The 2,646-nt window shown below is 57.0% G+C and carries 2 protein-coding genes and 1 pseudogene; all 3 read left to right on the forward strand.

Annotated elements, in window-relative coordinates:
• Positions 1–326: pseudogene (locus G113_RS19720) on the forward strand (quinone-dependent dihydroorotate dehydrogenase); the annotation flags it as partial.
• A 99-nt stretch (positions 327–425) separates the two neighbouring features.
• Positions 426–962: a cell division protein ZapC gene (locus G113_RS19725; RefSeq protein WP_005912580.1), complete on the forward strand. Its 537-nt coding sequence runs from the start codon at positions 426–428 to the stop codon at positions 960–962.
• A gap of 276 nt (positions 963–1,238) precedes the next feature.
• On the forward strand, positions 1,239–2,646 hold a 1,408-nt coding region (gene rlmKL, locus G113_RS19730), incomplete at its 3' end, for a bifunctional 23S rRNA (guanine(2069)-N(7))-methyltransferase RlmK/23S rRNA (guanine(2445)-N(2))-methyltransferase RlmL (protein ID WP_005912582.1).

The raw sequence follows: 2,646 nt of genomic DNA on the forward strand, positions 1-2,646 counted from the left end.
AGGTCGCCGGATCCTTGATTAAAAATGGGATCGATGGCGTGATCGCCACTAATACCACGCTCGCCCGTGACATGATCTATGACATGCCCCATGCCGGTGAAACGGGAGGGCTGAGTGGTCGCCCATTGCAACACAAGAGCACAGAGGTGATCCGTTTATTGGCGCAGGAATTAAACGGTGCCCTGCCTATTATCGGTGTCGGGGGAGTGGACAGTGCTCTGGCTGCACGCGAGAAGCTGCAAGCGGGGGCGACACTGGTTCAGATATATAGTGGCTTTATTTATAAAGGCCCGGCGCTGGTGAAAGAGATTGTGACCAATATCTGACGCAATCGGTTTATTTAATATAAGGGCGCCCCGAATTAACGTTGCTGAAATTATCGACATATAATAAAGTCGAATTACAGCAACAAGGAAGGGCGCCTCATGTTTCTCCAACCAAACGATCAATGGCAATGGCATTACGATGCGAAGTCCGACCGCCTGATGTTGGAGTTGAGTGATGACATGGTATTTGCGACTGAATATCAAGGTCGTCAGTTGGTACCCGCCTCATTCGCCACGCAAGCTTTTTGCGTTGAAGATGCCTCCCTCTATTATCAGCTGATGGACCATGCTGCAGATCTCAATTGGAGCATCCCTCATCAGGTGCAACTGGTATTAAATGCCATCGCTGTGAGTCGCTTCTATAAACCCCTGATGCCGCAAAGCTGGTTTTTTATTGAACAGGGGCAACTGATGGCGCCGCAACAGGGTGAACTGGTCATCATGCATACCCAGGCTGGCCAAGGGACCTTTATGGTGATTGAAGCTGGCGAGCAGGCGAGTGTCTGCCTCAATCTCACTTGCGATCTGATGCTCAGCGGTAACAAGCTGATGCCCCGCTTTGCGGTGATCAAGGTGATGAACAATCGCTTCGGTCGCTACCATCAAGCCGCGCCGGCGCTGCGCCAGGTCAGTTGAATAACGCCGCCACCATTGCGGTTTCCCCTGTTCATCGACTCGCTCTCTTCGTTCTCCATCCACGCCATAGTTGCTCATCACTCCCTGTGTTGAAATAGTGTCCGTCTTGCTTGAATGCCCTTCTTGACGATGCCTTGGGGCTGTTGGCTGGCGCAGCTGCGGCGCTTCCGGGCACTTTGGTGCTCAATTGAGGGGGAGGAGACGATGATCGGGGCAGCCAAGCTGGCCGTGAATGAGGTATAATACGGCACTTTTTATGGCATCCCCGTGAGCGTGATGAAAGAATTTTTTGCAACCTGCCCCAAAGGGCTGGAAAACCTGTTGGCCGACGAGCTGACCACCCTGGGCGCAGAGCAGGTCCGTGAGACAGTCGCTGGCGTCCATTTCAAGGGCGAGCTGGCCATTGGCTACAAGGCCTGTCTGTGGAGCCGCTTTGCCTCCCGCATCGTATTGGTGCTGTCCGAATTCCAGATGAATGACGATCTGGATCTCTACCTGGGCGCCCACACTATTGCCTGGGAAGAGCACTTCCCCGGTACCGCCACCATAGCGGTGGACTTTACCGGTACCAACCCCGCCATTCGCAATACCCAGTACGGCGCGCTGAAGATCAAGGATGCCATCGTCGATCGCTTCACCAAGCGCGGCCATGTGCGCCCGGACATAGATAAAAAGTCGCCGGACATCCGCATCATGGCGCACCTTGGCAAAGGCAAGGCCAACATCACCCTCGACTTGTCAGGTCCTGCCCTGCATCAACGTTTCTATCGTCAGGGCACCGGCGAGGCGCCGCTCAAAGAGAACCTGGCCATGGCCATGATCGCTCGCAGCGGCTGGGCCGGTGAGCCCATGATGGACCCCATGTGTGGTTCAGGCACCTTGCTGATCGAAGCCGCCTTCGTCGCCGCCGACATGGCGCCGGCCCTGCGTCGTGAGCGCTTCGGCTTTGACTACTGGCTGCAACACGACGCAGAGCTGTGGCAGAGCCTGATGATGGAAGCGCAGGTGCGCGCCAAGCGTGGCATGCAGCGTTGTGAGGTCAAACTGTTTGGTTGCGACGCCGATCCCCGGGTGCTGATGAAGGCCCGCGACAACGCCAAGGCGGCCGGGGTGGCGCATCTCATCACCTTCAAACAGGCCGATGTGACCGCGCTGGATAACCCGCTGCCGCAAGCTGCCGTTGAGGGTGAAGCCCGCCAGGTGGGCATGCTTATCTCCAACCCGCCCTATGGCGAACGTCTCGGCGAGTTCCCGGCGCTCTTGGAAGTGCATCAGGCGCTGGGCGATGCCCTTCGTCGCAGCTTCCAGGGCTGGCGCGTCTCCATTTTGTCCGCATCGCCTGAACTGTTGAGCTGCCTGCGCCTGCGGGCCGACAAGCATTATCGCCTGTTCAACGGGGCGCTAGAGTGTCAGCTGCGCAACTACCAGATTGCACTGGACTCCGTGGCTTCCCAGAAAGAGGTGGCCCAGGACTTCGCCAACCGCTTGCGCAAGAATCTGAAGACCCTTGAGAAGTGGGCCAGCAAGGAGGGTATCGACTGCTACCGTATCTACGATGCGGACTTGCCGGAATACAACGCCGCCATCGATCGTTATCAGGATTACCTGGTCGTCCAGGAGTATGCGGCGCCCAAGGACATTCCCGCCCAGAAGACCCGTCAGCGTCTGCTCGACATGGTACAGG

Source organism: Aeromonas molluscorum 848, from assembly GCF_000388115.1.
Classification (GTDB): Bacteria; Pseudomonadota; Gammaproteobacteria; order Enterobacterales; family Aeromonadaceae; genus Aeromonas; species Aeromonas molluscorum.